This window comes from Paraburkholderia sp. UYCP14C (assembly GCF_004197395.1).
Taxonomy (GTDB): Bacteria; Pseudomonadota; Gammaproteobacteria; order Burkholderiales; family Burkholderiaceae; genus Paraburkholderia.
Genome location: NZ_SELS01000005.1, coordinates 33,354 through 59,791 on the forward strand (window position 1 = coordinate 33,354; position 26,438 = coordinate 59,791).

The window sequence follows — 26,438 nt, forward strand, 5'->3', positions numbered from 1 at the left end:
TGAACAGGAGGACGGCTTGGACCGCTTTATCGAGACACTATTGACGCTTGCAAGACCGTATCCTAAGGGATACACTAAGCCGCAGATCGAAACACCGCGCGTGTATACAATCAACTGCACCGAAGAGTTCGACCGTTGGCTTCACGGCCTCACCGACCTCAAGGCAAAGGCGCGAATTCTCGTGCGGATCCGGCGCGCGGAACGCGGACTTTTCGGCGACGTGAGGTTGCTGGAAAACGGCGTGTTCGAGATGCGCATCGATTGCGGCCCGGGTTACCGGCTCTACTACGCGCGCGAGGGACGCATGATGTACCTGCTGCTGTGCGGGGGCAACAAGTCCACGCAGCAGGCCGATATCAGGCATGCCGGAACAATGTGGACAACCATCAGAAAGGAACGGTCATGAGCAAGATCAAAACGGCGCGCTTCGATGCATCGAAGTACCTCGATAACGACGAAATGGTCGCGGCCTATCTGAACGCCGCGCTCGACGAAGGCGACTCCGATCTGCTGCTCGCCGCCATCGCTGATATCGCCAAGGCACGCGGCATCACGAAGATCGCCGCGGCAGCGGGCCTGGGCCGTGAAAGCCTCTACAAGACCCTCGCGCCCGGCTCCAAACCACGCATGGACACGGTCCTCAAACTGGCAAGTGCGATCGGCGTCAAATTCACCGCCGTGCCGCTGCGCCTCGCCACCGCCTGAGCCGGGCGCGGCGCCGGCCACGGCATCGTGCGAGTTCGCGCAAGGCGGCGCGATCGTTGGTGCGATTCGGCGGTATCGGCCGCGCGTCTCGTAGATTGAAATTGGCGGGGCATTACCTCTCAGGTAATCGATTGCTTGCACGCTTTGACTATGATCGGTGGCATGAACACACTCTCCCTTGCACAAACGGCTCCCTCATCCGCGCCGCCAGGTACCCGGGCGGTCGGCGATCTTCTGCGCGAATGGCGGCAGCGGCGACGCATGAGCCAGTTGCTGCTCGCCACCGAGGCCGACATTTCGACGCGCCATCTGAGCTTTGTCGAATCGGGACGCGCGCTGCCCAGCCGGGAAATGGTCATGCATCTCGCCGAGCGCCTCGAAGTGCCGTTGCGCGCGCGTAATGCCCTGCTCGTCGCGGCCGGTTACGCGCCGCTGTTTCGCGAACGTCCTCTGTCCGACCCGCAGCTCGCCGCCGCGCGTGATGCCGTCGAACTGGTGCTCAAGGGACACGAGCCCTACCCGGCCCTCGCGATCGACCGGCACTGGACCATCGTCGCATCCAACAATGCGATCGAGCCGTTGTTGAGCGGCGCGAGTCCCGAACTGCTGAAGCCGCCGGTCAACGCGCTGCGCCTGAGTCTGCATCCGCAAGGCATCGCGGCGTCGATCGTCAACTGGCATGCGTGGCGCGAGCATGTGCTGGCCCGGTTGCAACGGCAGATCGAAGTCAGCGGCGACGACACGCTGAGCGCACTGCGCGACGAGCTGGCCGCCTATCCCGCGCCGCCCGATGCCGACGCCACAGCGCCGGACGACGCAGTCATCAACCAGATCGCCGTGCCATTGCGGCTGCGCACGCCGCTTGGCGTGCTGTCGTTTTTCAGTACCACCACGGTGTTCGGCACGCCGGTGGACGTTACGCTGTCGGAGCTCGCTATCGAGGCGTTCTTTCCGGCGGATCAGCAAACCGCGGCGGCGCTGCGCGAATATGCCGGACACCAGCGCGGCTAGCCGCTCGCGCACCACGTCTGCCCAACTCTCCACGAATATGTGATATGTCCGTCAACGCCGCCCCTCCGCTCATCCGCCAACTCGGACCCGCCGACCGGGACGCCTTTTTCCAGTTTCGTCTGCGCGGGCTGAAAGCTCACCCCGCTGCATTCGGACAGAGCTACGACGAAGCGCTGGCAAAGGGCGCCGCGCAGCATGACGCGACGCTGCAAGGCTCCGAGGCGGAAGGCTCGTTCCTGCTTGGCGCGTACGCATCGGCGGATGCACCGCTGATCGGCGTCGTGGGTCTGCTGCGCAACAAAGCCCACAAGGAGCGGCACAAGGCGAACGTGATCGGCATGTATGTCGCGCAGGAAGCGGCTGGTCGTGGGGTCGGGCGTGCGCTGCTCAGCGAGTTGTTGACGCGCGCGGCGCGCGTCGACGGTTTGCGACAGGTGCAACTGACCGTGGGTAGCCGCAACGACGCGGCGCGCAAGCTGTATGAATCGCTCGGCTTTCGCAAATACGGGTGTGAAGTCGGCGCCTTGAACGTCGACGGCGAATTCCACGACGAGGATCTGATGGCGCGTTTCCTCGCATAGCGCCCCGGATTCATCGACTACGAAGGCTCCGCGGGCAATCCCGGCACCTCGCCCAAGGTTGTCATATCGGTGCCCATCGCGGCGACATCGTGTCAGGCAGCCTGCACGGTGCGGTTCCTCGTACCTTCGTCGGCAGCGAACTCGGTACGCGTCTGCGACCGCCACTCAGTATCGAGGCAAACCGCATCCGCCAGACCGGCTGCCGACCGTTACCAAGCCGTTACAAATCCGGCCCCAGTTTACCTGGTTTGTAACTGGGGCCTCATCCTGGCGTTACACCCTCCATCGGTCCCCCGCGCGCTGTTCCGGAGGAGAATTTATTACCGCCTATTGCGCCGCTTTCTATTTCCTTTCCAATGCAAAGCAAATTTACCGATGGCGGTGCAGCGCGGATGCGGAGCGCGGCTAATCGCACAGGATGCCCAACCAGCAAGGGTTTTCATGGATTAGAAGCGAGTGTCGAAAGGCCGAAAATCCACTTTGCATCATTCATTACAACGGCGTGAAAAACTTACCGAAATATGATGTAGTTTTTTGGGATATTTTTTTGAGAAGGGATTGATTTCTGGTTTTACCCTTCATACAATTCGTCCCAGCTGTTACGAAATGTAACGTCTTGTATCAAATGACTGTAGCAAGTAGCAACATGTAGCCGGAGGCCGCGTTTCCGGCGAGGCAGAAAAGACATAACGGCGCAAAGCCGACATAGAAATTCGGGGCTTCGGAAACAGAAAAAATGGACCGTAGCAGCGAGACGCTGGATTCAATCCGCGAAATTAATTTGTCTTACATCATGCTCGCGCAACGCATGTTGCGCGAGGACAAACCGGTCGGAATGTTCCGGCTGGGATTGTCGTCGGAACTGGCTGACTTGCTTGCCGGGCTGTCGCTCGCGCAGATCGTCAAGCTGGCCTCTTCCGACCAGCTTTTGTGCTTCTTCCGCTTCAACGACCACGCGATGCTGTCGGCGTTGACGCAAACGACCACGCACGCCGCAGTTGCCCCGACCCATACGGCGATCCTGCTTGCAGGCCAGCCCGCCGAGCAATTTGCCTGATCGAGGTGACTGCAATGCTCAAGCGAAGCCTGACCGAAGACGCACAGGAAGTATTCCGCGCGATCGCGCTGATCGAGCTCGGCGCCCGCATGCAGGTGCTCGAGAGCGAACTGACGCTGTCGCGCGACCGAATGATCCGCCTGTATCGCGAGGTCAAGGGCGTATCGCCGCCCAAGGGCATGCTGCCGTTCTCGGCGGACTGGTACATGACGTGGCTTGCGAACATTCACGCGTCGCTGTTCTACAACACGTACCTGTTCCTGAAGAACGAGGCGCGCTGCTCGCATCTCGATGCGCTGACCAAGGGATATCGGTTGTATCTCGAACATTGTCAGCACAGCGAAACCGAACCGGTGCTCGATCTGACGCGTGCCTGGACGCTCGTGCGCTTCTTCGACGCCGACATCCTGCAACTGACCAAATGCTGCCGCTGTACCGGCAAGTTCGTCGCGCACAAGCACGACCTGCAGCACAACGTCGTGTGCGGCGCATGCCAGCCGCCGTCGCGTGCCGGCAAGACGAAGAAGGCAGCCGCCGCGCGCCAGGAAGCGCTCGGTGCGGCGCAGGTCGCGCAGGCCGCCTGACCGGTCGATTCGCCCGTCGCAGCACGGGTTCAGCCCGATCCAATCCGAAGCTCAAATGATTCCGCGCAGTGTTTGAACTGCGCGGTTTTTTTTCGCCTTCAGCTCAACCAGCCAACCCCACCGTCTGCACGACGAGCCACAGATTCGCCACGCTGATCGCGACGAACAGCGTCCACGCGAGCACGCGCGTCGGCAGCGTGTTGGCGAATTCGCCCATCAGCGAGCGGTCGCCGGTCATGCGGATCAGCGGATAAAGCGCGAACGGCAATTGCAGGCTCAGCACGACCTGACTCGCGACGAGCAGTTGGCCAACCGCGCCATTGCAGAGCATCCGCACGCCGATCAGCGCCGGAATCAGCGCGAGCGCTCGCGTGATCAGGCGCCGCTGGTAGCACGGAATCTTCATCTTCAGGAAGCCTTCCATGATCACCTGCCCCGCCACCGTGCCGGTGAACGTCGAGCTTTGTCCCGACGCGAGCAGCGTGATCGCGAACAGGAACGCGGCGAAGCCGGTGCCGACGATCGGCGCGAGCAGCCGGTAGGCGTCCTCGATCTGCGTGACGTAGTTGTGGCCGGTCGCATGAAACGCGGCGGCCGCGAGAATCAGGATGGCCATGTTGATCAGCGCCGCGATCACGAGCGACGCGATCGTGTCGATCCGCGACAGGCCGATCGCCGAACGGATGCTGGCCGGATCGCGCTTCACCGCGCGAGTCTGCACGATCGACGAGTGCAGATACAGGTTATGCGGCATCACCGTCGCGCCGAGAATGCCGATCGCGAGATACATCGGCTCGCGCGAGCTCAACGCCTGCCACGACGGAATCAGCCCCTGCGCAACCGACGGCCAATGCGGCCTCACCAGCGCAAGCTCGATGATGTAGCCGATGCCGATCGTCGCGATCAGCCCGAGCATGATCGCTTCGAGATCGCGGAAGTTCTTGCCCTTGAGGCCGAGCACGATCAGCGTGTCGAATGCGGTCAGCAACACGCCGGTGGTCAGTGAACAGTTGAACAGCAGATGAAACGCGAGCGCCCCGCCGAGCACTTCGGCGAGATCGCAGGCGATGATCGACAGCTCCGCGAGCAGCCACTGCGCCCGCGCGACGCGCGGCGAATAGCGCGCGCTCGACAGTTGCGCGAGGTCGCGCCCGGTCGCGATGCCGAGGCGCATGCTCAGGCACTGCAGCGCCATCGCCGCGAGGCTCGACAGCAGCACGACGAACAGCAGACTGTAACCGAAGCGCGAACCGGCTTCGATCGCGGTGGCCCAGTTGCCCGGGTCCATATAGCCGATCGATACGAGCAGGCCGGGCCCCGCGAATTGCAGAATCTTCTTCCAGAACGGTGCGCCCGCGGAGACGGCGACCGAGCCTTGGACCTCTGAAGGGCAGAACGGCGCGGTCGCGGTGGTTGGTAGTTTGAACGGCAAGCCGGAGATCTCTCGAGGGGAATCGACGCGACGCCGCGCTGGCGCGCCGCAACCGGCCTCAAGTGTACAGAGAAACTTCCGGCAAAGTCCCGCTGAGCGCGTAGCGGCCGACGTCACGCACGCGGTAGTCGAGCGGATCGTGCAGCGTGTGCACACGCGCATTGCGCCAGAAGCGATCGAGCGCGAGCGGAGCGTGCGTCGCGCGGGCGCCGCACGCGTCGAAGAGCTTTTCGCCGATGTCGAGTGCCGCCCGATGCGCGACGATCTTCGCTTCCGAGGTTGCGAGCGCGACTCGCGCGCGGCCCTCGGCATCGAGCGATGCCCTCCGTTGCCACGCGTCGTCGAGCGCGTTGGCGGCGCGCGCGGCCAGCGCTTCCGCGCTGACCGTCTGGATATGCATTTCGCCGAAGCGCTGGATCAGATAGGGATCGTCGGTTGCTTTGGCGACGCCGGAGGCGATCCACGGCCGGCCATGTTCGTGCACGTACGCTCGCGCCGCTTCGAGCGCACCCTGCGCAAGCCCGACGAACAGATTGGTCAGCACCTGTTGCGAGATCAGCGTGCGCAGGCTCGCGTGCGGCGTGTCGGGTCGTTCGAGCAGTTCATCCGGCTCGACCCTGACGCGCTCGAACGACACGCTGCCGCTGTCGGTCTGCCGCTGGCCGATCGGGTCCCAGTCGTCGTGAACGGTGATGCCTTCGCGCGCGGTCGGCACCGCGGCGAACACGGGTTTGCCGGTCGACGGATCGTGCGCGGACACGGTCATCATCTGCGAGCCGCGCGTACCGGAACAGAAGCCTTTCTGGCCGTCGAGCAGGTAGCCGCCATCGTTCGTCGAGGTGGCGATGAGACGCGTGTCGAGCGGATTCACCGCATTGCCCCACCACCAGCGATGCTCGACGGTGCCGCGCAGATATTTGTCGCGTTGGCGGGGATTGCCCCATAGGTCGATGCTGACCACCTGCAAGCAGGTGAAGCCGAACAGATGCGCGAGCGCGCTATCGACGCGCGCGAGCTCACGCACCACGTCGTAAATCGCGGACCAGCGCGCGCCGGCGCCGCCGAATTCGCGCGGCACGGCGAGCGTCAGCAGACCCGCATCGGCGATCCATTGCTTCTGCTGCGCGGCGTGGCCGCCTTCGCGATCGCGTTGCGCGGCGCTCGCGCGCAACGCGGCTAGCAGTGTGGTGAGATCGCGTGCGCCATGCTGATGCCGCTGCTCGCGAATCTGCTCGATGCCGTCATGCACGAAAGTCACTGGCTTGCCCTGGGGTCGTCGTTGGCTGGATCGGACGATGATAGGGAGCCGCGCGCGCGTGGTCTACGAAGCGATTTGAACAAGGAAAGCGCGAAAAACGATTTGCAGGATCAGGGCTGGCGTTTCCCGCGACCACCAGCGGGTTTGCCAGCAGGCTTATGCGAACTCGCTGCTGGCTTGCTGGCGGGTTTGCCGCGTGGCTTTTGCACGCTGAATGGACTACCGCCCGACAGGCTTGTGCCTTTACTCCCGGCCGCAGCGTGCTGCGCCGCAGGCTTGCGTTTGGGTTCGCCACTTTGCGGGCGCGGTTTTCCGCTGGGGACCTGCCTGGCGCTCGGCGACGCTTGCGGCACTTTAGGCTTCTTGGGCTTTTTGGGTTTCTTGATGAGTTGTCCCGTCGCGCTAGTTTCCGGCACGCGGTGTTCGGCTTCAAAACCCGGCTCTTCTTTACGGGGCAGCGTTTGCCGGATCAGCGCTTCGATCGCGGCCAGTTGCGGCGCTTCATCGGCACACACGAGGGACACCGCCACGCCGCTGGCCCCCGCGCGGCCGGTACGGCCAATACGGTGCACGTAGTCTTGCGCGACGATCGGCAGATCGACGTTGATCACCAGCGGCAGGTCGTCGATATCCAGCCCGCGCGCAGCCACATCGGTGGCTACCAGCATTTGTACTTCGCCCGTCTTGAAGCGCTCCAGCGCACGCAGGCGCGCGGGTTGCGGTTTATCGCCGTGGATGGTGTCGACCGCATAGCCCGCTTCATCCAGCATGGCCGCCAGGTAATCCACGCCATTGCGGGTTTTGACGAACACCAGCGCGTGCTCCCAGTTGTTCTCAGCCACAAGGTGCATGAAGAGCTCAGGCTTGTTCCTTTTATCCACCGGCACCACCCACTGCTTGATCTTGCTGGCCGTGGCATTGGGCGGGCTGACGCTGATATTGACCGGACCGCGCAGGATGCCCGCCGCCATCGCGCGGATATCGTCGGTAAAAGTGGCGGAGAACAGCAGGGTCTGGCGCTGAGCGGGCAACGCAGCAAAGACGGCGTTGAGTTCACGCGCAAAGCCGAGATCCAGCATGCGGTCGGCTTCATCCAGCACCAGCGTTTGTACCTGATCGAACTGCACCGCGTTCTGGCGATTGAGGTCCAGCAAGCGGCCCGGCGTGGCAACGAGCACATCCACGCCTTTGCGCAACTTCATCATCTGCGGGTTGATACTCACACCGCCGTAGGCGGCCAGAAATCGTAAGTCGAGACCTTTGCCGTAAACGATAAAGCTTTGCAGCACCTGTTCGGCCAGTTCACGCGTGGGCACCAGCACCAGAACACGCGCGCGGTTGCTGGACACCGCCGGGCCGTGTTGCACCAGCCGCTGCAACAGCGGCAGCGCAAAGCCCGCCGTTTTGCCGGTGCCGGTCTGTGCCCCAGCCATGACGTCCTTGCCGCTGAGCACAGCAGGAATCGCCTTGACCTGCACCGGCGTGGGTGTCTGGTAATTGAGGTCCTGCACATTACGCAGCAAGGGTTCGATCAGGCCAAGCGAGGCAAAAGACATTGGCGTATTCCGGGCTAAAACCGCAATTCTAGCGGTTTGCCCCCTGATTGCGCCGCGCGGCCCTAAGATCGGCGAGCGACGGAAACATGTCCGGCCACGCACGCTTTACAAGCCCTGATTCGCGAGGACGAGTCTCAGACCGGATTCAACGCGGGTCGCCCATCCAGCACGGCGGCGACGTTATCGAGCGCCGTGAAACCCATCTGATCGCGAGTCTCGATCGTGGCGCTGGCCATATGGGGTGTCAGAAACACGTTATCGAGCGCCGCGAAACGCTTGTCGACGTTGGGCTCGTTCCGATATACGTCCAGACCCGCGCTGGACAGATGTCCCGAACTCAGCGCTTCATATAACGCATCTTCGTCCACCAGGCCGCCACGCGCTGCGTTGACGAACACCGCGCCCCGGGGCATCAGTCCAAACTCTTGTCGGGTCATGAGCGGGACGCCGCCGCCAGGCACGTGCAGCGTCAGCACCTGGCAGTGCGGCAGCATGTCGGCGAGACTGGCGTAGTACGTCGCGCCATTTTCCAACGGCTCAGCCGCACGGTTGATGTCCGTGTAGATCACGCGCATGCCGAATCCTTGTGCACGCTTCGCGACCGCTCGTCCGATACGCCCGAATCCGACGATACCGAGCGTCTTGCCGTTGACCCTCGTCCCCAGCATTTCGGTCATGCCGAACGATTTGCCCCAACCGTTACGCATGATTCGTTCGTACTCGGATGCGCGTCGGGAAGCCGCCAGCAGGAGCAGCAGGGAGAAATCGGCCGTGCATTCGGTCAGCGCATCGGGTGCGTTCGTGACGACGATTCCCCTTTCCCGGGCCGCAGATACATCCATGTGATCGAAGCCCGCGCTCGCGTTCGCAATGATCCTGACCGTCGAAGGTAGCGCGGCAATGTGCTCGGCCTGCAACCCGGACTTCTTGCCGATCAGTACAGCGGGCACGTCGTGCTGCTTGCAGAAGTCGACGACCGACCATGAGTCCATATCGGACTCGGTCACGAAGGCATGGAATTCGGCCTCGGCGCGTTTCGCTACGGCCGTGGGGACTTTTCGCGCGATCAACAGCCTGGTACGGTTATCTTTCGACATGGCTTTTCCTTGGTGGACAGACGTCGAGAGACTACGAAACCGCAAGTTGGGCCGTCAATGTTGATTGGATCAATCAACTCCTCGGGAAGGATGGATCCCTGAATCGTACCGCTGCACGCCGCACGCGGCGATCCCTTCCCTCTACACCCCTCGTCAGTCTCCCCGCCGCCCACGCGCGTATCAGGAAAACCCTGGTGCGATCCCCATCCGCAAGGCGCTCAGATGTTGATTCGATGAATCAAGATTGCTCGCCGCATGGCAAGAATGCAAACCTGCTTCCCATCTTCAATTGACTCGTCGAGAGGAAGTGAAATGTCTGCACCGAAGAAATTTGCGGCCGTTACCGGCGCCGGCTCCGGCATCGGCCGCGCTGCCGCCATCGCGCTCGCCAACGCCGGATTCGCCGTCGCGCTCATCGGGCGCAGAGCGGAACCGCTGCTGGAGACGAAAGAAGCAATCGGCAGCGCCGGCGGAGAAGCGCATGTGGTTCAGGCCGACGTCGCCGACGCAGCCTCGGTCGAGCACGCGTTTTCGCAGATCGCCGAGACGTTCGGCCGGCTCGACGTGCTGTTCAACAACGCGGGCCGTAACGCAGGGGCCGTGCCGCTGGAAGACTACGAGGTCGACTTCTGGAACGACGTCGTGGCCACCAATCTGACCGGCGTGTTCCTCTGCGCCCGCGCCGCTTATCGCTTGATGAAAGCGCAGTCCCCGCAAGGCGGACGAATCATCAACAACGGATCGATCTCGGCCCACTCGCCGCGGCCGCATACCATCGCCTATACGGCGACCAAACATGCGGTCACCGGTATCACCCGATCGATTGCGTTGGATGGACGTGCTTTCAACATCGCGTGCGGACAGATCGATATCGGCAACGCGGCAACATCGCTCACGGAACGCATGAACCGGGGCGTATTGCAAGCGGATGGACGCCTGGCACCCGAAGCAAGAATGGACGTGATGCATGTTGCGAATGCAGTCGTGCATATGGCCAGTCTTCCGCTCGAAGCCAACGTGCTCAACATGACCATCATGGCGAGCGCGATGCCGTTCGTCGGTCGCGGATAAATTGCCCTTTCGCCAATAGAAAAACAACAGGCCAATGTCAAGGAGACACCGATGAAAGTCGTAGAGGAACAAACCTTGCCGCCGCGAAACCCGGCCTACGCGGATACCGCGAAGCGCTCCAGGGTCCGGTATGTCGTGCTCTCGATGTTGCTCGTGGCCACCATCCTCAACTACGTGGACCGCTCGGCGCTAGGCATCGTCGCACCGGGTCTTTCGAAGGGGCTGGCGCTCGACAGGATGCAGATGGGTGAGCTGTTTGCCGCATTCGGCCTTGCCTATTCCATTGCTCTGTTGCCCGGCGGCGTGCTGACCGACGTTCTCGGCTCGCGCGTGGCGTATGCACTGTCTCTAGTCGGCTGGTCGTTCGCCACGCTGACGCAGGGTCTCGCGACCGGCTATCACATGCTGCTCGGATCGCGGCTCGCCATCGGCGCACTGGAGGCACCCGCGTTCCCTTCGAACGCGCGCGCCGTAACGTTGTGGTTTCCCGCCAGAGAGCGGGGCTTCGCAACCAGTGTCTACGTGATGGGGCAATACATCGGCACCCCCTTGTTTACCGGCCTGTTGTTGTGGATCTCCGCCGCGTACGGCTGGCGCACGGTGTTCTTCGTGACGGGCGGCTTCGGCATCCTGTTCAGTCTCCTCTGGTACCGGGTGTATCGCGACCCGCATCAGCACGCGGGCGTCAATGCCGCGGAGCTGCAGTACATCAATGACGGCGCTACGACGGCGCGCAAGCCTCGCGAGAAATTCGACTGGCGCATGGCGCTCAAGCTGCTCAGCTACCGGCAAATTCTTGCTATCTGTCTTGGCAAGTTCTGCAATAACACCTTGCTGGTCTTCTTCACCACCTGGTTCATGACTTATCTGATCGAAGCGCGTCACATGTCGATCATCAAGGTCGGGATCTTTCAGGCGCTGCCCTTTATCGGCGCGACGCTCGGGATTCTTCTCGCGGGCTCTCTGTCGGATTTTTTCATCCGGCGCGGGGTGTCGATTTCCACTGCGCGCAAGGCGCCGCTCATCATCGGCACGCTGCTCGGCGCATCGATCGTGCTCGTCAATTTCGTCGAGTCGAACGAGGCGGTGATCGCGATCCTGACTATCGCATTCTTCGCACAGGGCGTCGGCTCGATGTCGTGGGCCGCCGTCTCCGAAATCGCGCCTCGTCAGTACGTGGGACTGACGAGCAGCATCACCAGCCTCGCAGCCAATATCGCGGGAGTCACCACGCCGCTGATGATCGGCTACATCACCCACCATACCGGCCACTTCTATTGGGCGCTCAATATGATGGGCGCGATCTGCCTGCTCGGCGCGCTCTCCTACTCCGCGCTGCTGGGCAAACTCTCCCGCATCGAACTGTGACGCCTTCGCCTATCCGGAGAAAACGAATGGTTGAATTCAAGTGGGATCATCTGCAACTTTGCTCGGCGGATGCCGAAGCGACCGCTGCCTGGTTTGCGCGCTGCCTGAACGCCGAAATCGTGCGGCGGCCCGGGCGGGTGGATCTGCGCATCGGCAGCATCAATCTTTTCATCACGCCGCTGGCGAACGCGCAAACTGGCCGGCTACCGGATGGCGAGCGAAGGCAAGGCATCGATCATTTTGGCGTGGTCGTGGACGATCTCGACGCTGCGTTCGAGCATCTGTTGCGCTGCGACGCGGAGATCGTGGAGCCGATCAAGCAGGTACGCGCAGGGGTCAGAGCCTGCTTCGTGCGATCGCCGGGCGACATCCTCGTCGAGATCCTGGAGCGGCGGCCCGCAGAGATGACTTTTACGTGAAAAGACGTCACCATTGGCGCTAGCTCGGTCGCGCTTGCATGCCACGCGCGATCCGCACCGTCACTCCTCAGCTGCGGCGTTGCGCAGCATTACCTGCCTGCCATCCCATGCGAAACTGGATCACTCTGACCGAAGCGGCTCGACAACTCGGAGTGCAGGCGCAGACTGTCTATGCGTACGTAAGCCGGGGGACCATCGCGGTCATGACGGATCCGCGCGACCCGCGCAAGAGCCTCTATCGTGCGGAGGACGTCGCCAGTCTGTGTCGAAAGAAACAGGTGGGACGCAAGCGCGAGGCGCTCGCCGCCGGGATGATATTCGGCGCGGAGCCCTGCATTTACAGCGGCATCACCACGTTCTCGAAGGGCCGGCCGTATTACCGCGGACGGGACAGCATCCGGCTTTCGAACACGGCGACGCTTGAAGAGGTGGCTGCCATTCTGTGGAATGCGCGCGGGCCGGTTTCGTTCGATGCCGGTGATCTGCCGCTGCAGGGCGACGAGCGCGGCAGGCAATGCGCATTCACCTCGCTGGCGGCGCTCGCGGCCAACGGGCACTCGATCCTCGGGCGCACGGACAGCGCACTGCATGTCGAAGCTGGCCGGCTCGTCGCGCTGATCGCGCAAGCGTTTGGCGCGCAGTGTGACGCAAATGCCCCATGGACACATGAACGACTCGCGCTCGGTTGGGGCCAGGACCGCGATGCCGCCGAGCTCATCCGCCGTGCGATGGTCCTCGTGGCCGACCACGAGATAACGAGTTCGGCCTTCGCCGCCAGGATCACTGCCTCCACCGGTGCATCGCTGCCGGGATGCCTGCTCACGGGGCTCGCGACCTTATCGGGCCCGCTGCATGGCGATGCGTCCGGCCGCGTGCGGGCCGTGTTCGACGATGTCGGAAGACTCGGTGCGGAACACGTGGTTGCGCATCACCTGCAGTCGGCCATTCCCATCCCCGGGTTCGGACATCATCTCTATCCGGACGGCGATCCGCGCGCGGCCGCATTGCTCGAAGTGCTGAATCCACCTCGGGAGCTCGTCTCGTTCATCAACAGGGTGGTGGAGCTGACAGGGCTCCAGCCGAATATCGACGTTGCGCTTGCGGCCCTGTCGGCACAGCTGGCGTTACCACGCGATACGTCGTTCGCGTTGTTCGCCACGGCCAGAAGCGTGGGCCTGCTCGCGCATTGCATCGAGCAGCTCCGGGTGGGCAAAGTCATACGGCCACGCAGCCGCTATACCGGGCGCGCGCTGGAGGACGCCAACCCGCCGCTGCTCGCGCAAGGCGCGGAGAAGATGCCCGATCCGGTCACGCTCGACAAGAATCGTCTGTTCAAGGCGGTTGATCCCTGAGAAGGCGTACCGATCGATCTCCGCTGAAAGAAATTTTCGAGGCGAATCGGCTTTCGGGAAGCCGTTTATTTGTGTGGCCGAACGCAATCAGTTCTTCCTGATTGCCGCCGCGATATCCCGACTCACCAACCCCAGCGCGTGATCGTGGGCGGCGACAAGCGCGTCGTAAGCCTGCCCTTGTGCAGGCACGCGTGCGAGCGTGTGTCCGGCGATCGGAGTCGCCTTCCCTGGAGGCCAGATCGTCCACAGTGCGTCGATAGTCGCCGTGTCTCCCGGTACCGAATCGAATTGCATCACGTCAACGCGCACCCGCCACATTGGCAAGCTACCCGAGTCTGCCGCGTAGACGCTGACCTGTTCGGAGCCAAGCAGCACCGCCAGATTTCCGGCGATAGTCCGCTGGATATTGCCCTTGAGCGGCTCGGCCCAGCGCTCGAACACGTTAGGCCACACCTGATTGTCGGCAAGGCTTACGACGATTTGCTGTCGGTCAACCAGTTGTGGAATCGTGACCGGGTTCACCACGACATATAACGGCACCGAAGTTCCCATGGTGGTGAGCGTCGCGTCTGGCTTCAGCCGGTAGAAGCTAGACGCGGGTGAACTGCCGCAGCCGCCAAGCGACACTGTCAACAGCACCAGAACGAAGGGCACAAGGGCGCGCGTCACGGCTTGGTCTCCTTCTGCTTGCCGCGAATCAACGCTTCCGGATGTTGCTCCAGATAATCGGCAAGCGTTCGGAAAGCCGTAGCGGTGCGCGAAAGCTCCTGTACCGCGTCGTTCGCGTTCTGCTGCAGACCCGAGTCCGGCTGCAGCACATTGTTGGCCGAGTCAAGCGCCGCGTGGGCCGCGGCGAGTGTGCCGTGCGCTTGCGGAACAACCTCGGTGTCGAGCTGGTCGAGCAGCGTCTTCGCACTCACCAGCGTCTGCTGCGTATTCTTGCCAATCGCCGCAAAAGGGATCGTGTTCAGCTTCGCAAGGAGTTCCGTGACGTTGTCCTCCAGCCGCTGCAGGTTACCGGGTATGGTCGGCAGCTCTGGAGGTGATGACGCCCAGTTGACCGTGGCTTTTGGCGCGTTGGGAAAAAAGTCGGCGGTCAGGTACAGTTGCCCGGTCAGCAGATTGCCCGTTTTAAGCTGGAGACGCAGTCCCTTTTCGATGAGGCGATCCACGGTCGCGTGAGGATCGTTGCTCAGGTGGCCGCTGGCGCTAGTGCCCGTGTTGGTCCTATAGTGGGACGCGAAGAGTTGCGGATAAAGATTGATTTCCACTGGGATGGTGAACCTCTCCGTCTTGGGATCATAATTTGTATAGATCGCTGTCACTTCGCCGACCACAATGCCACGGAAGTCGACCGGCGCACCCACGGTCAATCCACGGACCGATTCGGCGAAGTTCGCGACGAACTTGTCGACGACCTGATAGTGCGCCTTCATCGCGTCAGCCCGATCTGGGAACAACGTAAAGGTTGACTCGCTCGCAGCGACGGTCTCGTCGACCGCGCCCGGCAGCGACTCGAATGCCACGCCGCCGATCATGATCGACACGAGCGACTGCGAGTTCACCTGAACGCCAGTCGCCCCGATTGTCACGTCGACACCGCTTGCGTGCCAGAAGCGGGTATCCGCAAGAACGAACCTGTCATACGGCGAGTTGATAAATACGCGCAGCGTTACGCCGTGTCCATCAGGATCGAGCTTGTAGCTGGATATCTGTCCGACCTGCAGCCGTCGGAAGAACACCGGCGTGCCGACATCGAGCGAGCCCATATTCGTGCTTTTCAGGACGAATTCGCGCCCCGGCACATCACTCGTGATCACCGGCGGGACTTCGAGACCGATGAAGTCGCGACGTCCGGTCTTCGATTTACCTACGTCCATTTCAACGTAGGAGCCGGACAGAAGCGTGGTGATACCGGACACTGTCCCGCCGGATATACGTGGGCGGACGACCCAGAATCGGGTGTCGTCGACGAGCAGTTTCGACGCATTTTTGTTGATGTCCGCGGACGCTGTGACTCGGGTGCTATCGGCGGTCAACGTTACGGTCTTGATGACCCCGATGTCGACGTTCTTGAGCTTGATTTTCGTCTTGCCCGCCTCAATACCGTCAGCGGTTGCGAAGCCGATCGTGATCGTTGGCCCCTTCTCGATCACCGCCTTGACAGCCAGCCACCCGCCGATCAGGACCGCGAAGATGGGTACGAGCCACACTACCTGGAGGCGCCAGCGCGATCGCGGCACAGGCTCCGCGTCGGGAATATCAGGCTGTTTCTCGAGTCCTGGCATGATCTTGCTCCACTTCGTCCCATATCAGGCGGGGATCGAACGCCATCGCCGCGAACATCGTCAGCACCACCACTGCGCCAAATGCGATTGCCGCATTACCGGCCTGGATCGTCGCCAGTGCCTGGAACTGCACGAGCGCGACGAGCATCGTGATCACGTAGATATCGAGCATCGACCAGCGCCCCACAAACTCGACCATCCGATAGATCCTTGTGCGCTCGACGGGGTGCCAGCGCGAGTGCATCTGCGTCGAGATCGTCAGGTATCCGAGCGCGAGGATCTTGAGCATCGGAACAGCGATGCTGGCGACGAACACGACGATCGCCAGCGGCCAGGACCCGGATGTCCAGAGGTAGACGACGCCAGAGAGGATCGTGTCGTTCTCCGTCCCGAAGAGCGAGTTCGTGTACATCACAGGCAACACGTTGGCTGGGATATACATCACCATCGCGGTAATCAGGAAAGCCCACGTGCGCGACAGGCTTGCAGGCTTGCGCAGGTGCATCGCTGCACCACAGCGCGGGCAATTGAATGCGTGAGCATGAGCATGAGCGTTAGCCTGCGCCCTGGCGAGCAGTCCACAATCGTGACACCGCGCGAGACCGCATCGTGCTGCGGTAAGCGCGCCCTGCAGCGATGCCTCGTCGAGGCTCGGCAACGCGCCGGCATGCTCAACGACAGCGACGCGCGACCACAGGTTGCGCGAATCGAAAGCTGCGCCCGCCGCCGCCAGTACGAACATCAGGGTTCCGAACGACCACAGCGCGGGGCCCACGACCACCCCTGCGATCGCGGATAACTTCACGAGCGCAACCAGCAAGCCCAGGATCAGCACTTCGGTCATTCCCCATGGCTGGCAGAGGTGACACAGCCGGAACATAAGCGGACCGCCCCAAGGCAGACGGTCAAACTTGAGTGGTATCAGTAGCCATAGCATGCTCGCGGTCTGCAAGATCGGCATCAGGACCGTGGTTGCAAACACCAGCCCCGCAATTGGCCACTTTCCGTCGGCATACAGCGCGCTAACGGCGCCCAGGAGCGTTGTCTCTACGACAGTTCCATTAACCGATAGTCCGACGATGGGGTACAGATTCGAAACTGCGAAGAGTACCGCTGCGGCGATAGAAAACGCGAGTGCGCGTTCGAGGCTGTTGGGGATCTCGCGACATAGCTGGGCCCGGCAGCGTCGGCATCGCAAACCGCCACCCTCCGGTACGGGCACCTCCCGCTGCAGGAGATCGCATTCGTGGCAGGCGATGAGCTTCCCGTGATTCATTGGGTCACCTGTGAAACAGGTTGCGAAACTGCGGCTTGCGGTTACGACTGTCCGCTCTCCCGAACCGGCCATCGGCCCGTTCTGCTCGAAGATGACCGCTTAAAGCTTCCTTAAGCTTCCAACTGTCTCTTGAACCAGTCGCACCCATACCCGTCACGACGACGGTCCACGCGGCTGTCCGCCTAAAGTTTGGCTAGCGGTCCGCTCTATCGCAATGAGACCTTGGTCTCATATCGATCTCGATGAGAAGCGCGTGGATGCCAGAAGCAAAAAATGGCCGCAGCGGTGGCTGCGGCCATTCGTAGACTGACTAAAAACAAAAGCGACGCAAGTCCTCGTCGGCACTCATTCACGCGCTAATGAATAGTGTCTGTTTGCCGCAAAGCTTGCGCGCGGCCCGGCGTCGTTGCTGAGGTCGATGAAACGCTAGCTAACAGATTCAAGGATTCAGCGCTTCGCCACCTGCTGCTGCGCTGAAACCGATGCAGCCTCAGCCGTGGTGCCGGATGCCGCAGCCAGCGAGGCCACCGTGCCTCCGGCAGCACCAGCCGGTGCCGGCGCCGCCCCCACCGCCGTATCCCCCGCCGCCACCTCGCCCCAACCGCCACCGAGCGCGCGAATCAGATTCACGGTCGAGACCGCCTGCGTGCCCGCCAGATGGCTCGCCTGCAATTGCGTCTGCAGCACCTGCCGCTCGCCATCGATCACGTCGAGATAGCTGACCGCGCCCTCCGTGTACTGCGTGCGCGACAGATGCGCGGCGCGCTGCGACGCATCGACCGCGTCGTTCTGCTCGCGCATCTGATCGTCGAGCAGGCGCAGATCGGCGAGATTGTCCTCGACCTCACGGAACGCGACGAGCACCTGCTGGCGATATTGCGCGACGTCCTCGTCGTACTTCGAACGGGCCTGCGCGAGATTGGCCTTGCGACGACCACCATCGAAGATCGGCACCGTCAGCGCGGTACCCGCCAGCGGACCGAGGATGAACGCGCGGCTCGACCACATGAACAGATCGCCGAGGGTCGCCGATTCAAAGCCGAACGCGCCGGTGATGTCGAGCTTCGGGAAGAACGCCGACTTCGCGAGCCCGACGCGTGCATTCGCTGCCTGCATCGCGCGTTCCGCTGCCGCGATGTCAGGCCTGCGTTCGAGCAGCGCCGACGGCAAACCGGGCGGCACGCGCACCGTCACGGGCGCGAGCGGCTCTTCCGCGAACGTGAAATCCGCGGGCGGCTTGCCGAGCAGAATCGCGAGACTATGCTCCGAGGCCGCCCGTTGCCGCGCGACGCCGACCGCATCGGCACGCGCGATGGCGAGCTCGTTACGCGCGCGCGACAGGTCCAGCTCGCTGATATCGCCTTCCTTGAAGCGCCGCTGGACGAGCTTCAGCGTGTCTTCGCGCAACGCGACGGTGCGGCGATACAGGTCCTGGTCGGTATCGAGTTCGCGCAACTGGAAGTAGTTTTGCGCGACGTCGGCCTGCAACGACAGCTGCACCGAACGGAACAGTGCTTCGCTCTGCTGCTCGTCCGAGCGCGACGCGTTCACGTTCGAGCTGACGCGCCCGAACAGATCCGCTTCATATGACGCGCCGACCTGCGCGCGCCAGATCGTGCCGGTCGTTCCACCCGCGCTGTCCGGCTGGAACTGCGACGCCGCCGACGCACGCTCGCGCGTCGGGCCGAAGCCCGCGTCGAACTTCGGGAACCAGTCGGACTGCGCCGCCTGCGTAACCGCGCGTGCCTGCTGCACGCGCGCGGCCGCGGCCTTCAGGTCCTGGTTCGCGGCGGCGGCCTGCTGTTCGAGCGCGTCGAGTTGCGAGTCGCCGAACACCTTCCACCATTCGCCGCGCAGCGCGTCGTCGGCGGGCTGGGCCGCTTTCCACGTGCCGTTGTTTTGTGCGGACGCGGCCGAACCTGCCGGCGCGCCCGACGCCGACGCAGCCGACGTCGCCACCGCGGGCGCTTCCTTGAACGCCGCCGGCGTATCGACATCGGGACGCTTGTACGTCGGCTCGACCGAGCAGGCGGCCAGCAGCGCAATTAGCAAACCGCTTGCGGCCGCGCGGCCCCAACCGCGCAAAGATGCAAAGCGAGATTCAAAGCGTTTCATTGTTGTTTTCTCCTCAGGCGTCCGTAACGGGCGCGCCATAGCGCGGCGCATCCTTCTGCGCGACGTGAATCGTCCCGCCCGCGAGCGAACGCAGCACCACATAGAACACCGGCGTCAGCATCAGGCCGAACAGCGTGACGCCGAGCATGCCGAAGAACACCGCGATGCCCATCGCGTGACGCATCTCCGAGCCCGCGCCGCTCGACAGCACCAGCGGCACCACGCCCATGATGAAGGCGATCGACGTCATCAGAATCGGCCGCAGACGCAAGCGGCTTGCTTCGATGGCCGCCTGCAGCGGACTGCGTCCGTCGTGTTCGAGCTCACGCGCAAACTCGACGATCAGGATCGCGTTCTTCGCCGACAAGCCCACCAGCACCATCAAACCGATCTGCGTGAAGATGTTGTTGTCGCCACCGGTGAGCCACACGCCGGTCAGCGCGGACAGCACGCTCATCGGCACGATCAGGATCACCGCGAGCGGCAGCGTCAGGCTTTCGTACAACGCCGCAAGCACGAGGAACACGAGCAGCACGCTGATCGGGAACACCCACATGCCTGCGTTGCCGGCGAGGATCTGCTGGTACGTGAGGTCGGTCCATTCGAGCTTCACGCCGCGCGGCAGCACTTCGGCAGCGACGCGTTCGGCCGCGGCCTGCGCCTGCCCCGACGAAAAACCGGGCGCCGGGCCGCCGTTGATGTCGGCCGCCGTGTAGCCGTTGTAGCGCACCACCATCTCCGGCCCGTAGGTCGGCGTCACCGTGACGAGCGACGACAACGGCACCATCTCACCCGCCGCATTGCGCGTCTTCAGTTGCAGGATGTCGTCGGCGCGTTGACGGAACGGCGCATCCGCCTGCACGCGCACCTGATACACCCGGCCGAAACGGTTGAAGTCGTTCACGTACAGCGAGCCCAGATAGATCTGCATCGTGTCGAACACGTCGGTGACCGGCACACCGAGCTGCTTCGCCTTCACCCGATCGAGATCGACGTTCAGTTGCGGCACGTTGATCTGATAGCTGGAGAAGGTCGGTCCGAGCTCGGGCGTTTGCGCCGCCCGCTTCACGAATGCTTCGGCAGCCTTGTTGAGTTCGGCATAACCGACCGCCCCGTGATCTTCGAGCTGCATCTTGAAGCCGCCGAGCGTGCCGAGCCCGAGCACCGGCGGCGGCGGGAACACCGCGACGAACGAGTCCTTGATCGAGCCGTACTGCTGGTTCAGCGCACCGGCAATCGCACCGGCCGACAGCGCCTTGCTGCCACGCTCCTTGAACGGTTTCAGCGTGACGAACACGATGCCCGCGCTCGAACTATTCGTGAAGCCATTCACCGACAGACCGGGGAACGCCACCGCGCTTTCGACGCCCGGCTGCTTCAGCGCGATCGCGCTCATATCGCGGATCACCTTCTCCGTGCGATCGAGCGACGCACCGTTCGGCAACTGCGCGAACGCGATCAGATACTCCTTGTCCTGCGCGGGCACGAAGCCGCCCGGCACGATCCGCGCCATCAATACGGTGGCACCGACGAGGATCGCGTACACCGCGAGCATCGCGCCCTTGCGGCGCAGCACGCCGGTCACACCGCGGCCGTAGGCTTCCGAACCGCGATGAAACACCTTGTTGAAGCGCTTGAAGAAGCCGCCGAGCACACGATTCATCACACGCGTGAGCCAGTCTTCCTTCTCGCCGTGGCTGCGCAGCAGGAGCGCAGACAACGCCGGCGATAGCGTCAGCGAATTGAACGCCGAGATCACCGTCGAAATCGCGATGGTCATCGCGAACTGCTTGTAGAACTGGCCCGTGAGACCCGTCATGAACGCGAGCGGCACGAACACGGCGACGAGCGTCAGCGCAATCGCGATGATCGGCCCACTCACTTCGCGCATCGCCTTGTAGGTCGCATCGCGCGCACTGAGCCCGCTTTCGATGTTGCGCTCGACGTTCTCCACCACGACGATCGCGTCGTCGACGACGATACCGATCGCGAGCACCATGCCGAACAGCGACAACGCATTAATCGAGAAACCGAACGCCAGCAGCAGCGAGAACGTACCGACGATCGACACCGGCACCGCGATCAACGGAATGATCGACGCGCGCCAGGTCTGCAGGAACACGATCACGACGATCACGACCAGCGCGATCGCTTCGAGCAGCGTATGAATCACCGCCTCGATGCTCGAACGCACGAACTGCGTCGGATCGTAGACGATCCGGTATTCGACGCCGGCCGGCATGTCTACGGCGAGTTCCCTCATCGCCGCGCGTACCTGCTCGGAAATCGCGAGCGAGTTCGCACCCGGCGCCTGGTTGATCGCGAGCGCAACCGCGGGCTTGTTGTCGAGCAGCGAACGCAGCCCGTATTCCGACGCCGCGAGTTCGATCCGGGCGATATCGCGCAGATAGGTCACGCCGCCGTCGGGCGCCGTCTTCACGATGATGTCGCCGAATTCGCTCTCGGTCCTCAACCGGCCGCGCGCATTCACCGACAACTGCAACTGCGTGCCCGGCACCGACGGCGACGCACCGATCACACCGGCCGCGACCTGGATATTCTGCTCGCGAATCGCGTTGACGACTTCAGTCGCGGTGAGGCCGCGTTGCGCGACTTTCTGCGGATCGAGCCAGATACGCATCGCGTAGTCGCCCGAGCCCCACAGCTGAACTTCGCCGACACCCTGAATCCGCGCGAGCCGATCCTTCACGTTGAGCAGCGCGTAATTGCGCAGATACGTCATGTCGTAGCGATCGTTCGGCGAGATCAGGTGCACGACCATCGTCAGCGTCGGCGAACTTTTGATCGTCGTCACGCCGAGCCGCTGCACGTCTTCCGGCAGACGCGGCAGCGCCTGATTGACGCGGTTCTGCACGAGCTGCGTCGCGAGGTCGGGATTGGTGCCGAGCTTGAACGTGACCGTCAGCGTCAGATTGCCGTCGCTATTCGCCTGCGACTGCATGTACAGCATGTTCTCGACGCCGTTGATCTGCTCTTCGAGCGGAGCTGCGACCGCCTCGGCGATCACCTTCGGATTCGCGCCCGGATACTGCGCGTGCACCACCACCGAAGGCGGCACGACCTCCGGATACTCGGAGATGGGCAGCTTGAACAGCGAGATGATGCCCCCGAGCAGGATCAATACCGATAGCACGCCTGCAAAAATGGGGCGATCGATGAAGAATTTGGATATGTTCATTGGAAGCTCTTAACTTTGGACCATGCGCGTTGAAGCATGCGCGTTGGAACATGCATGCGGCTCACGAATTGCCTTTCGCGCCGGCGTCCGCTTTGGCACGCGACTGCGCGACCGCTGCGCTGTTCGGATCGTCGTCGGTCGTCATCGGCACCATGTGCGCGCGCACCGCATCGCCGGGACGCACACGCTGAACGCCGTTGACGACGATGCGGTCGCCCGGCTTCAAGCCGTCCTTGACGACGCGCAGATTGCCTTGCATCGAACCCGTCGTGATCCCGCGATAGACGACGTGATTGCCCTGATCGACGACCAGCACGAACTTCTTGTCCTGGTCGGTGCCGACCGCGGCATCGTCGATCAACAGCGCCGGATGCGGCGCGCTGCCGCCCACCTTGACGCGCGCGTAGAGGCCCGGAATCAGCGCGCCGTCCGCGTTGTCGAACTTCGCGCGCACGCGGATCGTGCCCGACGACGTGTCGAGCCGGTTGTCGACCGATTCGATCGTGCCGCTGCGCGAGTAGCCGGATTCGTCGGCGAGACCGAGCTCGACCGGCACCTTGCTGCCGTCTTTCGCGCGGCTCAGGTATTGCAGGTAGGTCTGCTCGTCTGCATCGAACGACGCGTAGATCGGCGACACCGACACGAGCGTTGTCAGCGGCGCCGAGCTGGCGCCGGCCGACACCACGTTGCCGACCGTGATCTCCGCGCGCGACACGCGGCCGGCCACCGGCGCGACGATCTTCGTGTAGCCGAGGTTGATGCGCGCGGATTCGAGCGCGGCTTGCGCGGCCTTCAGGTTCGCACTCGCCTCGCGCGCGGCGTTCTGCTTCTCGTCGTAGTCGCGCTTGGCGATCGCGTTGTCGACGATCAGCCGTTGTGCGCGTTCCCAGTCGCTTTGCGTGTAACCCGTGCGCGCTTGCGCGGCCGCGAGCTGCGCTTCCGCGCGATCGACTTCGGCCGCATACGGACGCGGATCGATCACGAACAGCGTATCGCCCTGCTTCACGAGCGCGCCGTCCTTGAAGTTCACCGACACGATCGTGCCTGGCACCTGCGAACGCACGTCCACTTTCTGGACGGCTTCGAGACGGCCCGAATAGGACTGCCAGTCGGTGATCGTCTTCTGCACGACGGTCGCCACATCGACTTCCGGCACGATGGTCGGCGCGGCCGGCGATCGCGCATCCACACGGATCGCGCCGAACGTGCCGAGCCCGGCGAGGATGACGACCACTAGCGCGGCAAGCGCCACGCGGCGGCGGGAAAGAGGAAGGATAGTCATGTGTAGCTCCCGGTATCGTTGCTTGAAGTTCTGTTTATCGATGAGCGCGCGCATCGAAGCGCCACTGGAAAAAGCGCACCGCTTCCTGCAAAGCGGGCGGATGATCGGCGAGCGCAGCGTGCGACACGCTCGGAAAGCGCACCACCTGGGTCTGCACGCCCGCGTCGATCAGATTGCTTGCATACTTTTCGGCCTCGACGTGCAGCACGTCGTTCTGCGCCGTCGCGATCAGCGTGGCCGGCAAGCCGGCGAGCCGCGACGACTCGAGCGGCGCCGCGTACGGATGCATGCGCTGCGACGCTTGCGGCAGATACGCCCGATAACACGCGGCGCACTCGCGCGCGGTGATGTCCGAACCGAGACGCTTCTCGTCGCCCAGCCGCGTCAGGCTCGGATCGAGCATCGGCCCGAACAGTGCCTGCGCGCTGATCTGCACGTCGCCCCGATCGCGCGCGATAAAGGCCAGACAGTTGGCGAGCTGACCGCCCGCGTCATGGCCCGCCACGCCGATCTTTCTGCTATTGCCACCAAACGCGCGCGCCCGCGTCTGCACCCACAGTGCCGCGCGATGCGCGTCTTCGGGCGCGGCTGGAAACGGAAACCGCGGCGCGAGCGAATAGCCGACCGACACCACGAGCGCCGGTAAGTGTTCTGCGAAATACCGCGCGGCAAAGTCCGCGCATTCGATCGAGCCTTTCGTAAAACCGCCGCCGTGAAAATAAAGCAGCACCGGCAATGCGGTTTTTTTCGTCAGCCGATACAGGCGCAGCGTAATGGGCTGAGCGTGCCCATCGATACCCACGTCGGTGACTTCGAGTGTCGTGACATTAGCCTCGGCGCCAGTGTCTTCGGCGCAAACGCCGGTGGAAACAGGCGGGAACGGCAATTTGAATGCAACCATGTCGAGCCGCGCAAATGCGCATAGAACTTCAATGGTGCGAATTGTGGGTTCGGCAGACTCGCAAATAAATACCTATAATGCGGCAACACAATTCGGTGCCTTTGAACAATCCCGTTGCGATTGTTTTCGCGGACTCCATTCCCGCCCTGCGCACCTGCCCCTTCTGGAGGTTTGCAATGGACCGGCTTCAGGCCATGCAAGTGTTCACGCGCGTCGTCGACACCAACAGCTTTACCCGCGCAGCGGAGACGCTCGATCTGCCGCGCGCGTCGGTTACTACGATTATTCAGAACCTCGAAGCGTTTCTCGGCACGCGGCTGATGCACCGGACCACCCGCCGTCTGTCGCTGACGCCCGATGGCGCCGCGTACTACGAGCGCTGCGTGCGCATCCTCGCGGACGTCGAAGAGACCGAGGCAAGTTTCCAGAGCGGCAACAAGAAGCCGCACGGCAAGCTGCGCATCGACATGCCGGGCTCGATCGGCCGTCTGCTCGTGATTCCCGCGCTGTGCGAATTCCACACGCGCTATCCGGACATCGATCTGCAACTTGGCCTGACCGACCGGCCCGTCGATCTGTTGCAGGAAGGCGTCGATTGCGTGGTGCGGGTCGGCGCGCTGCAGGATTCGTCGCTGGTCGCGCGCCGCATCGGTCTGTTCGAGGGCGTGACCTGCGCGGCACCCGACTACATCAAGCGCGCGGGCATGCCCACTTCGCTCGAAGATCTCGACAATCACAAAGCCGTCAATTATTTCTCGAGCCGCACGGGACGCACGATCGATTGGGCGTTCCTCGTGAACGGCAAAGAAATGGAAGTGAAGATGAAGAGCATCGTGTCGGTCAACGACGCGGATGCCTACGTGACCTGCGGACTCGAAGGCTTCGGCCTGATTCAGCCGGCGCTCTTCATGGTGCTGCCGCATCTGCGCTCGGGTCAACTCGTCGAAGTACTGCCGGAGTTGAAGCCCTTGCCGATGCCGATTTCGGCAGTCTATCCGCACAGTCGTCATCTGTCGCCGAAAGTCCGCGTTTTCGTAGACTGGATTGCGGAGCTATTCGATCGTTGCCCATTGCTGAGCGGACGCGGCAGTCTCGACGCCACCTGCTCGAAGCGCACGTTCGAGGAGCTCGAGTCGGCGCCGGCACTCGACACGCCGGTGATGACCGAATGGGTCGCCTGAAGTACGGTAAATGAAACAGTGAATTCCAGCCGCGGCGCCAATGCCGCGGCAATCGTGCGATTGCACGGCTTTTTGAAGCCCCTGCCCGCGATTGTTCCTGAATCGCGACAATTCATTTCGCAAAACCGCGATTTATCCGCACCGCGTTGACGTCTACATTTCACCCTGTCGCAGCGCCACCGCGCTGCCAGCGAATCGACAGGAGTGAATCATGAAACGCAATCTGTTGGCAGGCCTCGCCCTGTCGCTGCTCGTCAGTGTTCCGGCATTTGCGGAAGGCGGCGGTGGCATTGGCCGCGCGGGAACGTATGACACGCAACCGGCGCCCCGCGCGAGCACGAAGACACGCGCCGAGGTCAAGGCCGAACTGGTCGCCGCGTATCGCGACGGCTCGCTACCTTCGCTGAACCGCACCTCGTATCCGGACAAAGGCCTGGTCGGCCAGACGCAAGCCGCGCGCATCGCGTTGCAGGAAGGGACGAATGGTGAAGTGACGCGCGTCGCCAAAGCCCAGTAACTAGTTGGAACCCGGCGCGCTTGAGCGCGCATTTTGATCAAGGAGCACATCATGACCCCATCGGAACTCGATAACTGGGATACCGACACGCCCGTGTGGACACCGTATCGCCCGGTACAGCATTGAGCGTCAGCTGTCGTTCACAGCACTCGCCGTCATGCGCCCGCGAAGTGGCTTCGCGGGCGCAT

General features: G+C 62.9%; 23 protein-coding genes. 12 read left to right on the forward strand and 11 right to left on the reverse strand.

Going from position 1 to position 26,438, the window contains the following annotated elements; translation table 11 throughout:
- The first annotated feature begins 16 nt into the window (after positions 1 to 16).
- From EVC45_RS05895 to flhC, 6 genes are all read left to right on the forward strand, one after another.
- Positions 17 to 406: a type II toxin-antitoxin system RelE/ParE family toxin gene (locus EVC45_RS05895; protein WP_129957094.1), complete on the forward strand. Its 390-nt coding sequence runs from the start codon at positions 17 to 19 to the stop codon at positions 404 to 406.
- Positions 403 to 705, forward strand: coding sequence for an addiction module antidote protein (locus EVC45_RS05900; protein WP_129957095.1), 303 nt, complete (start codon positions 403 to 405; stop codon positions 703 to 705). Before EVC45_RS05895 ends, EVC45_RS05900 begins: the two co-directional genes overlap by 4 nt.
- A 162-nt stretch (positions 706 to 867) precedes the next feature.
- Positions 868 to 1,716: a helix-turn-helix domain-containing protein gene (locus EVC45_RS05905; protein WP_129957096.1), complete on the forward strand. Its 849-nt coding sequence runs from the start codon at positions 868 to 870 to the stop codon at positions 1,714 to 1,716.
- A 44-nt stretch (positions 1,717 to 1,760) separates the two neighbouring features.
- Positions 1,761 to 2,297, forward strand: a complete 537-nt coding sequence (locus EVC45_RS05910) for a GNAT family N-acetyltransferase (RefSeq protein ID WP_129957097.1) — start codon at positions 1,761 to 1,763, stop codon at positions 2,295 to 2,297.
- 736 nt (positions 2,298 to 3,033) lie between these two features.
- On the forward strand, positions 3,034 to 3,354 hold the full coding sequence (gene flhD, locus EVC45_RS05915; protein WP_129957098.1) for a flagellar transcriptional regulator FlhD: 321 nt from the start codon (positions 3,034 to 3,036) through the stop codon (positions 3,352 to 3,354).
- Between the two features lie 14 nt (positions 3,355 to 3,368).
- Positions 3,369 to 3,938 carry a flagellar transcriptional regulator FlhC gene (gene flhC / locus EVC45_RS05920; protein WP_129957099.1) on the forward strand — a complete coding sequence of 190 codons (570 nt, stop codon included), beginning with the start codon at positions 3,369 to 3,371 and terminating at the stop codon, positions 3,936 to 3,938.
- A 103-nt stretch (positions 3,939 to 4,041) separates the two neighbouring features.
- Here flhC and EVC45_RS05925 read toward each other — a convergent pair whose 3' ends face one another.
- The 4 genes from EVC45_RS05925 to EVC45_RS05940 all read right to left on the reverse strand — a co-directional run bounded on the left by EVC45_RS05925 (position 4,042) and on the right by EVC45_RS05940 (position 9,281).
- Positions 4,042 to 5,370, reverse strand: coding sequence for an Nramp family divalent metal transporter (locus EVC45_RS05925; RefSeq protein ID WP_129957100.1), 1,329 nt, complete (start codon positions 5,368 to 5,370; stop codon positions 4,042 to 4,044).
- Positions 5,371 to 5,428: 58 nt separating this feature from the next.
- A complete protein-coding gene (locus tag EVC45_RS05930; RefSeq protein ID WP_129957101.1) occupies positions 5,429 to 6,628 on the reverse strand; it encodes an acyl-CoA dehydrogenase family protein in 1,200 nt (399 codons plus the stop codon).
- 110 nt (positions 6,629 to 6,738) lie between these two features.
- Positions 6,739 to 8,184: a DEAD/DEAH box helicase gene (locus tag EVC45_RS05935; protein ID WP_129957102.1), complete on the reverse strand. Its 1,446-nt coding sequence runs from the start codon at positions 8,182 to 8,184 to the stop codon at positions 6,739 to 6,741.
- A gap of 134 nt (positions 8,185 to 8,318) precedes the next feature.
- A complete protein-coding gene (locus EVC45_RS05940; RefSeq protein ID WP_129957103.1) occupies positions 8,319 to 9,281 on the reverse strand; it encodes a D-glycerate dehydrogenase in 963 nt (320 codons plus the stop codon).
- A gap of 312 nt (positions 9,282 to 9,593) precedes the next feature.
- Between EVC45_RS05940 and EVC45_RS05945 the strand changes: the two genes are divergently transcribed.
- From EVC45_RS05945 to EVC45_RS05960, 4 genes are all read left to right on the forward strand, one after another.
- A complete protein-coding gene (locus EVC45_RS05945; RefSeq protein WP_129957104.1) occupies positions 9,594 to 10,352 on the forward strand; it encodes an SDR family oxidoreductase in 759 nt (252 codons plus the stop codon).
- A 51-nt stretch (positions 10,353 to 10,403) separates the two neighbouring features.
- Entirely contained in the window at positions 10,404 to 11,720 is a 1,317-nt protein-coding gene (locus EVC45_RS05950) for an MFS transporter (protein ID WP_129957105.1), read from the forward strand.
- 26 nt (positions 11,721 to 11,746) lie between these two features.
- Positions 11,747 to 12,139: a VOC family protein gene (locus tag EVC45_RS05955; RefSeq protein WP_129957106.1), complete on the forward strand. Its 393-nt coding sequence runs from the start codon at positions 11,747 to 11,749 to the stop codon at positions 12,137 to 12,139.
- Positions 12,140 to 12,246: 107 nt separating this feature from the next.
- Positions 12,247 to 13,491, forward strand: coding sequence for a citrate/2-methylcitrate synthase (locus EVC45_RS05960; RefSeq protein WP_129957107.1), 1,245 nt, complete (start codon positions 12,247 to 12,249; stop codon positions 13,489 to 13,491).
- An 87-nt stretch (positions 13,492 to 13,578) separates the two neighbouring features.
- On the opposite strand, the gene EVC45_RS05965 is transcribed toward EVC45_RS05960, so the two are convergent.
- The 7 genes from EVC45_RS05965 to EVC45_RS05995 all read right to left on the reverse strand — a co-directional run bounded on the left by EVC45_RS05965 (position 13,579) and on the right by EVC45_RS05995 (position 24,552).
- Positions 13,579 to 14,160 carry a membrane integrity-associated transporter subunit PqiC gene (locus tag EVC45_RS05965; RefSeq protein ID WP_248295038.1) on the reverse strand — a complete coding sequence of 194 codons (582 nt, stop codon included), beginning with the start codon at positions 14,158 to 14,160 and terminating at the stop codon, positions 13,579 to 13,581.
- The gene (locus EVC45_RS05970) at positions 14,157 to 15,779 is read right to left on the reverse strand and encodes an intermembrane transport protein PqiB (protein WP_129957108.1); all 1,623 of its coding nucleotides are present in this window, start codon (positions 15,777 to 15,779) and stop codon (positions 14,157 to 14,159) included. The genes EVC45_RS05965 and EVC45_RS05970 overlap by 4 nt, the downstream gene beginning before the upstream one ends.
- Complete coding sequence (locus EVC45_RS05975; RefSeq protein ID WP_129957109.1) at positions 15,754 to 17,055, reverse strand: paraquat-inducible protein A; 1,302 nt, start codon at positions 17,053 to 17,055, stop codon at positions 15,754 to 15,756. The genes EVC45_RS05970 and EVC45_RS05975 overlap by 26 nt, the downstream gene beginning before the upstream one ends.
- A gap of 447 nt (positions 17,056 to 17,502) precedes the next feature.
- Positions 17,503 to 19,170: an efflux transporter outer membrane subunit gene (locus EVC45_RS05980; protein WP_129957110.1), complete on the reverse strand. Its 1,668-nt coding sequence runs from the start codon at positions 19,168 to 19,170 to the stop codon at positions 17,503 to 17,505.
- Between the two features lie 13 nt (positions 19,171 to 19,183).
- The gene (locus EVC45_RS05985; protein ID WP_129957111.1) at positions 19,184 to 22,369 is read right to left on the reverse strand and encodes an efflux RND transporter permease subunit; all 3,186 of its coding nucleotides are present in this window, start codon (positions 22,367 to 22,369) and stop codon (positions 19,184 to 19,186) included.
- Between the two features lie 61 nt (positions 22,370 to 22,430).
- Positions 22,431 to 23,651, reverse strand: coding sequence for an efflux RND transporter periplasmic adaptor subunit (locus EVC45_RS05990; protein WP_129957112.1), 1,221 nt, complete (start codon positions 23,649 to 23,651; stop codon positions 22,431 to 22,433).
- A gap of 34 nt (positions 23,652 to 23,685) precedes the next feature.
- On the reverse strand, positions 23,686 to 24,552 hold the full coding sequence (locus EVC45_RS05995; RefSeq protein WP_129957113.1) for an alpha/beta hydrolase: 867 nt from the start codon (positions 24,550 to 24,552) through the stop codon (positions 23,686 to 23,688).
- Between the two features lie 176 nt (positions 24,553 to 24,728).
- On the opposite strand from EVC45_RS05995, the gene EVC45_RS06000 reads away from it, so the two are divergent.
- Together EVC45_RS06000 and EVC45_RS06005 are read left to right on the forward strand one after the other, a co-directional pair.
- Complete coding sequence (locus tag EVC45_RS06000; RefSeq protein ID WP_129957114.1) at positions 24,729 to 25,733, forward strand: LysR family transcriptional regulator; 1,005 nt, start codon at positions 24,729 to 24,731, stop codon at positions 25,731 to 25,733.
- A gap of 211 nt (positions 25,734 to 25,944) precedes the next feature.
- Positions 25,945 to 26,250 carry a DUF4148 domain-containing protein gene (locus EVC45_RS06005; protein WP_129957115.1) on the forward strand — a complete coding sequence of 102 codons (306 nt, stop codon included), beginning with the start codon at positions 25,945 to 25,947 and terminating at the stop codon, positions 26,248 to 26,250.
- The last annotated feature ends 188 nt before the right edge of the window (positions 26,251 to 26,438 follow it).